The following is a 6,237-nucleotide window of genomic DNA, read 5'->3' as shown; positions in this document are numbered from 1 at the left end:
CCACCTGATCCCTTCCCGAACTCAGAAGTGAAACCTCTTAGCGCTGATGGTAGTGTGGGGTTACCCATGTGAGAGTAAGTCATCGCCAGCTCATTATTCCAAAACACCCCCTGTCAAATGATAGGGGGTGTTTTTTTATGCGCGAAATAATCGTCTTATATATGTCATATATAAATTTAACATCAACATTGCTCAATATTAGACTAGAGCAAGAACTAATTTTAAAGCGTAATAGGTTTATAGCTCCTTTATAGCAATGCATCCAACTGACGTCGAGCATGTTTAAATGCCGTTCTGAGTCCTTCTTCCAAAGTCGGATGATAAAAAGGTTTGGCTAGAATCTGATGAATATCCTGATTGGCATCAATCATCCAAGCCAGTAAATGGGCCAGATGTTCTGCTTGTGAACAGAATAGTTCTGCGCCAAGTAATTTACCGGAGTTTTTATCAAAATAAACTTCTATTCCACCTGAGTTTTCTCCCAAAACTAGAGCACGTCCTTGGTTTTCATAAGAGACGAATCCCCGAATAAATTCGACGTGTTGATCTTCTAGCTGTTTAAAATTTTTTCCGACAATCGCCATTTCAGGATGACAAAATACAATCGCCAATGCGGTTAAGGCAGGAATAGGCTTTACATCCGGATAATTTAAACAGTTATAAACCGCCTGTTTACCCGCATGCGCGGCTTCATGTTGAATAGGGGTATCAAGTGCGGCATCACCGACTATAAATATAGGTAGGTTTGCAAGTTGTTTGGTTTCTTTATCGATAGGAAGGTTTTTGATGTCCTTGAATGTTGAATTGAGTTGATCTAGACCTAAACGATCTATATTGCTTTGTCGACCTGTGGCAGCTAAGACATATTCAACTTCAATATTCTTAGTCTGATCATTTTCTGTAAAGTTAATTTTTACTTTATCATCCTGTATTTCAACTTTATCTGGCAAAATTTTAAATTTGATATTCAGTTCTTTACTTAATTGCTCTTGTGCTAGTTTTTGTAAGATCGGGCTAGTTAAAGCACCTACTTTTTGACTACGCGCAAACATTGTGGTTCGTACACCCAGTCGTTGCATGGCTTGAGCTAATTCAATTGCAATGATGCCACTCCCGATTACTGCTAAAGACTTAGGTAATTGGGAGAATTCAAATATTTCATTGGAAGTGATGTATTTGTCTGTTAATTTTTTCTTTAAAGTTTCATCAATATTGGGGCGTGAGCCTACAGCGACAATAAAACTTTTGGCCCGATAGTATTGTCCATTGACTTCGATCGTTTGGGAATCAATAAATTTGGCTTTTCCGGAAATTTTATGTGAGCTGTCCCATTGATCGACACCTTTCAAGGTTGCGAGAATAAAACGTTCTCTAAAGACATGCACACGTTGCATCACATCTGAAGGATCAATGACAGCATTATGTTGTAAAGCAAGGTCTTCAGCAGTTTGAATATCATGCATGCGATTTGCAGAGGAGATTAGCAATTTACTTGGCATACAACCTACACGGGCACAGGTTGTATCCCACGGGCCATCATTGATAATTAAAATATTTTGGGTATATTCGACGGCTTCGTTATAAGCACTGATTCCTGCAGTGCCTGCGCCAATAATGATGAGGTCGTACATTATATTAAAATCATGTCGTAATATTTTACCACTATACAAAAAAGCCCTCAAAACAAGAGGGCTTTGTAGCAATTCATTACATTAAAGTAAACATACTCAAGTGAGCAAAAGATAACTAAACATCAACATCTACTTGAAGGATTTCAGTTAATTTATTTACTTGTCATCTATTTGGACTTAAATATATTTCATTTTAAACTTAAGCAAGTTAAATCGATGTTCCCACACTTACACCCACAGTCGGCTTCAAATTCATCGAGCTACAACCGGCAAAAGCCAAACTACAACATAAAATAATCAATAACTTATTCATGAATCAATCCTTGAGATTTAGCCTGATTAAACAAAGCAGCTGAACGTGTGCCACTACGGCAAACCATCAAAATTGGTTTAGGCAGCTCATTATAATATCGAGCAAATTCTTCAATATTCGCCTGAGAAAGCTGGCCACTCACCACAGGCTGATAAATCACACTAACTTGAGATTTCTCCGCAATGGAGCGTAATTGACTTACCGTGACATTATTACCAGTTTCCTGATCAGGACGATTTACAATCACAGATTTGAAACCTTGCTGAATCAATTGCTGAAACTTGCTTGGTGTCATTTGCCCTGTGACACTCACCGTAGAGGTCAGCGCACGGCTAAGATCATTTGCAGCAAAAACAGGTGTAATACAGCTAAAATATGTTGTTAGCAACACCCCTTTCCAAAACGACTTAGTCATCCAGCAGATCCATCTGTTTTGCCAGTTGATATAAGTTATTCGAGCGGTTTCCGGTGCGGCAGAACATCAAGATCGGTTTTGGTAACTCATTATAATGATTGACAAAAGTGCGTACATCAAGCTCCGTAATCTGACCGGCTACTACTGGCTGGAATACATAATCCAGACCGGCATTGCGTGCAGCTTCCTCGATTTGTGCACTGGTTGGCTGCTCGGAACCACCTTCCATGTCCGGACGGTTGTTGATAATCGATTTAAAACCTTTCTCAACCACTTGAGTTACGTGTTCCGGACCAATTTGACCAGCAAAACCTACATTTTCGCTCATGACGCCACTCCATCATTTCATTTATATCGATATGCTTTATGATAGCATTAAGCTGAAAACATGCTGAACCTGTTCTGAAATTTTTATAAATGATGATAACCATAAGATAACGCAATGGAGCGCGTATGCAGGCTTATACAGTTGAACCACTGTATGTCAAAAGCGGTCAGGAAGTGATTGCTGCAGATTTTTATCGGCCTAAAAATATAGAAAAACCGGCCGTAATCCTGATGGCTCATGGTCTGGCTGCCTTACGTCAATTTAAACTGGTGCAATATGCCCAGCGTTTTGCCAGTGCCGGCTATGCGGTGGTTTTATTTGACTATCGCTATTGGGGCGGCAGCACTGGGCGTCCACGTGAACTGGTGTCGATCAATGCCCAGCTCGATGACTGGCGAACCATGATCAGACATATTCAGGAACGCAAATCGATTGACAGTAAACGGATCGTGCTCTGGGGTACGGCCTTAAGTGGTGGGCACGTATTGACACTTGCAGCAGAGCTGAAAAATATTCAGGCGGCGATGGTACAGGTGCCTTTTGTCGATGGGGCTGAAAGTGCCCAACTATATCCTTTACAACAACTCCCCAAGGCGCTTAAAGTTTCCAGTCAGGATTATATGGGGGCCAAGGTTGGTATGGCACCAAAAACCTTACCTGTAGTTGATCCGCCTGAGCTATGTTTTATGCCGACACAGGACAGTTATGAAGGTTATCTGTCGATTGTCAATCCGGATTATTACTGGAGTGGTCATATTCCTGCACGGGCATTCTTCAAACTGATGCGCTATCGACCGATTCAGGAGGTAAGAAAGATTAATATTCCAGTACTGTTTATTGCGGCAAAACGGGATAGTCTGATTCCAATTGAATCGAGTCGGGAAACTGCCACCAATATTGCACCATTTGTGCAATATCATGAGTGGAATATCCGACATTTTGATATTTATCATGGGGAATGGTTTGAAAAAGCAGTTTCGACCCAATTAGAATTCTTACATCAACATATTGGAGTGCGCTAGATGATTATTGTATGTCCGGAATGTCTGGCCAAAAACCGTGTCCCTGAAGATAAACTCACTGCCAACCCTGCTTGTGGTCAATGTCATCAAGCCCTGATTCCACTGGCACCGATTGAAATAAATGAGCAGAATTTCAGCCAGTTTGTCACGCATAGTGACTTACCAATCCTGATTGATCTCTGGGCAGAGTGGTGTGGTCCCTGTAAAATGATGGCACCGCATTTTGCGACTGTCGCAAAACAATATCCAAATGTGGTTTTTGCAAAAATTGATACAGAAGCGAATCCTCGCTTAAGTTCGGCATTTAATGTTCGCAGTATTCCGACGCTGGTGTTGATGAATAAAAGCAACGAAATTGCTAGAATAAGCGGTGCATTACGATCAAGCGAGCTGCAAAAATGGCTTGATCAGCAGTTAAATACCCAACCCTAATTCAAATGCCTGGAGTGAAAGTGTCAGATTCTCAAGTAAGACCAGAGGGGATTCTTTCCCTACAGACGATCGCAATGCCTGCAGATACCAACTGGAGTGGTGATGTCTTTGGTGGCTGGATCGTTTCACAAATGGACTTGGCAGGCGCGATTCACGCAGAACGATTTTCAAAGGGACGTTGTGCCACGATTTCGATTAACCAGATGACTTTTCTGGTACCGGTAAAAGTCGGAGACGTGATTAGTTGTTATACCAAAATTTTAAAAGTAGGCAAGACCTCTATCCAGATGGAAATCGAGGTTTGGGACAGTCATGATGATTCACGCCCACCGATTCGGGTGACCGAAGGGGTATTTACCTTTGTTGCAGTAGATGTCAAAGGCAACAAACGTCTGATTCCAGAAGACGCGAAACAGAAGCTTTTAGAATCGCAATCAGCCTAATAATGGCTTGAAATAAAAAATCCCAGATTTAATATCTGGGATTTTTTTGTCTAAAAGAAGAAATTATGATTTCTTAAGCTGGCTCTTGGCAATCCAGGCCCAGAGCATTTCACATTGAATCGGAGCTTCACCTGATTCATCACTTACCACAACTTGAACCAATGTTTCGCCTTTATCTGAACTTTGCATCAAGGCTTGCTGCTCGGATGTAAGCGTAGCAATCGCAGTCATGGCACCGCGCGTCGGGCGTTTAAAATCAATCTTTAAACTTTTGATCAGCACAATTGCCGTATCCGGCACATTCATTGCAGTGACAAAACCAGTCGCGGTTTCTGCCAGTAAAGCCATGGCACAGGCATGTACCTGACCAATATGGTTTTGCATAGCTTTATGATTGGCGATTGTGACCACGACTTTTGCCGGACTCAGCTCTACATAGCGAATCTTGGCAGAGCCTACCATGGGAACCACACGGCCAAAAGTTTTACTCAGTAAAGCACTGCGTATACCTTGTGGTAATCTGGAAGTGGCGTTCACCAGTTTGGTCAGTCGATTGCGATGCGTCATAATTCCTACTTTAAGACACAGAACGGTCTTAATCTTTAAAGTTGTTGAACTGTAAAGGCAAACCAAATTGTTGTTCTTTCAAGAATGCCATTACTTGTTGCAAGGTATCGCGTTTTTTATCAGTTACACGAATCTTGTCGCCCTGAATCGAAGATTGCGCTTTAATCCCACTTTCTTTAATGGCTTTATTAATTTTTTTTGCGGTATCTGAGTCAAGTCCATCTTTAAGCTTGATCACCTGAATCACATTTTTGCCAGAAGCCGTCATTTTTTGTGGATCAAGCGCCTGAATATCGACTTTGCGTTTAAAGAAATGACTTTCCAGCATGCTATAGACTTGTTCACACTGGAAATCGCTTTCAGTCGAGATTTTGATTTCCTTGTTTTTTTCATTCAGTTCAATAGAAACGTCCTGACCACGGAAATCAAAGCGGGTCGCGATTTCTTTTTGGGTGTTTTGAACTGCATGATTTACTTCAAAAATTTCTAATTCAGAAACAATATCGAAAGAAGGCATAGTTTAGACCTTTACAAAGGGAAAGAATATCTGAGATGCTAGGGATGTTTTCTTCATTTGCCAAGTGTTGTTTACATCAAAGGAGTGCGCAATGATCCGTAAACAAGAAATTACAACATTTGAGTTCCCAGAAAATGCAATTATCTGGGATGTACGCGATTCAAGTGCTTTTGCTGAAGCACACGTGAAAGGGGCGGTGAATCAGCCCATTAACGATCTTTCAGCAGAAAGCCTAACTCAGGTGTCAGCGGATCAACCCATTTACATCTTGTGTGGTGGGGGCAGTAAAGCTCCACGTGCTGCGGAAAAACTAGAGGGTTTTGACAGCTCACGTGAATATGTCATTCTGATGGGTGGTACTCGTGCTGCCCGTGATGCAGGCTTACCGCTTGAACAGGGTGCATAAGCATTCTGTCAAAAAAAGCGCCGCAAGGCGCTTTTTTAATGGGGCTAATATTTTTCCCTCTCCTTTTAGGCATAGGTATCTACACAATTCCTGAACTTTGCGTTAAATTGAAGAGCATGCTCTTCAATTTAACATCTCTGGCCTGGATCAGCGTCTTGTCAAG

Annotated in this window: 9 protein-coding genes and 1 rRNA gene; 5 read left to right on the top strand and 5 right to left on the bottom strand. The window is 41.6% G+C overall.

The window, feature by feature from the left end; genetic code table 11:
- A 5S ribosomal RNA gene (rrf, locus tag WFH18_RS16350) occupies positions 1 to 91 on the top strand; the annotation flags it as partial.
- A gap of 157 nt (positions 92 to 248) precedes the next feature.
- Here the strand turns inward: rrf and WFH18_RS16345 are convergent.
- The 3 genes from WFH18_RS16345 to WFH18_RS16335 all read right to left on the bottom strand — a co-directional run bounded on the left by WFH18_RS16345 (position 249) and on the right by WFH18_RS16335 (position 2,687).
- A complete protein-coding gene (locus WFH18_RS16345; RefSeq protein WP_017397643.1) occupies positions 249 to 1,631 on the bottom strand; it encodes a dihydrolipoyl dehydrogenase in 1,383 nt (460 codons plus the stop codon).
- Positions 1,632 to 1,936: 305 nt separating this feature from the next.
- Entirely contained in the window at positions 1,937 to 2,359 is a 423-nt protein-coding gene (locus WFH18_RS16340; protein ID WP_004733682.1) for a beta-lactamase hydrolase domain-containing protein, read from the bottom strand.
- Complete coding sequence (locus WFH18_RS16335) at positions 2,352 to 2,687, bottom strand: TIGR01244 family sulfur transferase (RefSeq protein ID WP_004733684.1); 336 nt, start codon at positions 2,685 to 2,687, stop codon at positions 2,352 to 2,354. The genes WFH18_RS16340 and WFH18_RS16335 overlap by 8 nt, the downstream gene beginning before the upstream one ends.
- 125 nt (positions 2,688 to 2,812) lie before the next feature.
- Between WFH18_RS16335 and WFH18_RS16330 the strand changes: the two genes are divergently transcribed.
- From WFH18_RS16330 to WFH18_RS16320, 3 genes are read left to right on the top strand one after another with little or no spacing between them, the layout of a single operon-like run.
- On the top strand, positions 2,813 to 3,709 hold the full coding sequence (locus WFH18_RS16330; RefSeq protein WP_004733687.1) for an alpha/beta hydrolase: 897 nt from the start codon (positions 2,813 to 2,815) through the stop codon (positions 3,707 to 3,709).
- Positions 3,710 to 4,141: a thioredoxin TrxC gene (trxC, locus tag WFH18_RS16325; RefSeq protein ID WP_004733689.1), complete on the top strand. Its 432-nt coding sequence runs from the start codon at positions 3,710 to 3,712 to the stop codon at positions 4,139 to 4,141.
- A 5-nt stretch (positions 4,142 to 4,146) separates the two neighbouring features.
- Positions 4,147 to 4,584, top strand: a complete 438-nt coding sequence (locus tag WFH18_RS16320) for an acyl-CoA thioesterase (protein WP_211100818.1) — start codon at positions 4,147 to 4,149, stop codon at positions 4,582 to 4,584.
- A 63-nt stretch (positions 4,585 to 4,647) separates the two neighbouring features.
- On the opposite strand, the gene WFH18_RS16315 is transcribed toward WFH18_RS16320, so the two are convergent.
- Together WFH18_RS16315 and WFH18_RS16310 are read right to left on the bottom strand one after the other, a co-directional pair.
- Positions 4,648 to 5,151 (bottom strand): DUF4442 domain-containing protein, encoded by a 504-nt coding sequence (locus tag WFH18_RS16315; protein ID WP_004733694.1) that lies wholly within the window; start codon positions 5,149 to 5,151, stop codon positions 4,648 to 4,650.
- A gap of 28 nt (positions 5,152 to 5,179) precedes the next feature.
- Complete coding sequence (locus WFH18_RS16310; protein ID WP_004281601.1) at positions 5,180 to 5,668, bottom strand: YajQ family cyclic di-GMP-binding protein; 489 nt, start codon at positions 5,666 to 5,668, stop codon at positions 5,180 to 5,182.
- 91 nt (positions 5,669 to 5,759) lie between these two features.
- Between WFH18_RS16310 and WFH18_RS16305 the strand changes: the two genes are divergently transcribed.
- On the top strand, positions 5,760 to 6,074 hold the full coding sequence (locus tag WFH18_RS16305; RefSeq protein WP_004733697.1) for a rhodanese-like domain-containing protein: 315 nt from the start codon (positions 5,760 to 5,762) through the stop codon (positions 6,072 to 6,074).
- Positions 6,075 to 6,237 lie beyond the last annotated feature (163 nt).

This window comes from Acinetobacter sp. USHLN143 (genome assembly GCF_037145695.1).
In the GTDB taxonomy this organism is placed as follows: Bacteria; Pseudomonadota; Gammaproteobacteria; order Pseudomonadales; family Moraxellaceae; genus Acinetobacter; species Acinetobacter fasciculus.
Note: the sequence above shows the minus strand (reverse complement) of the source record. Positions and strands in the feature narration are given on the sequence as shown.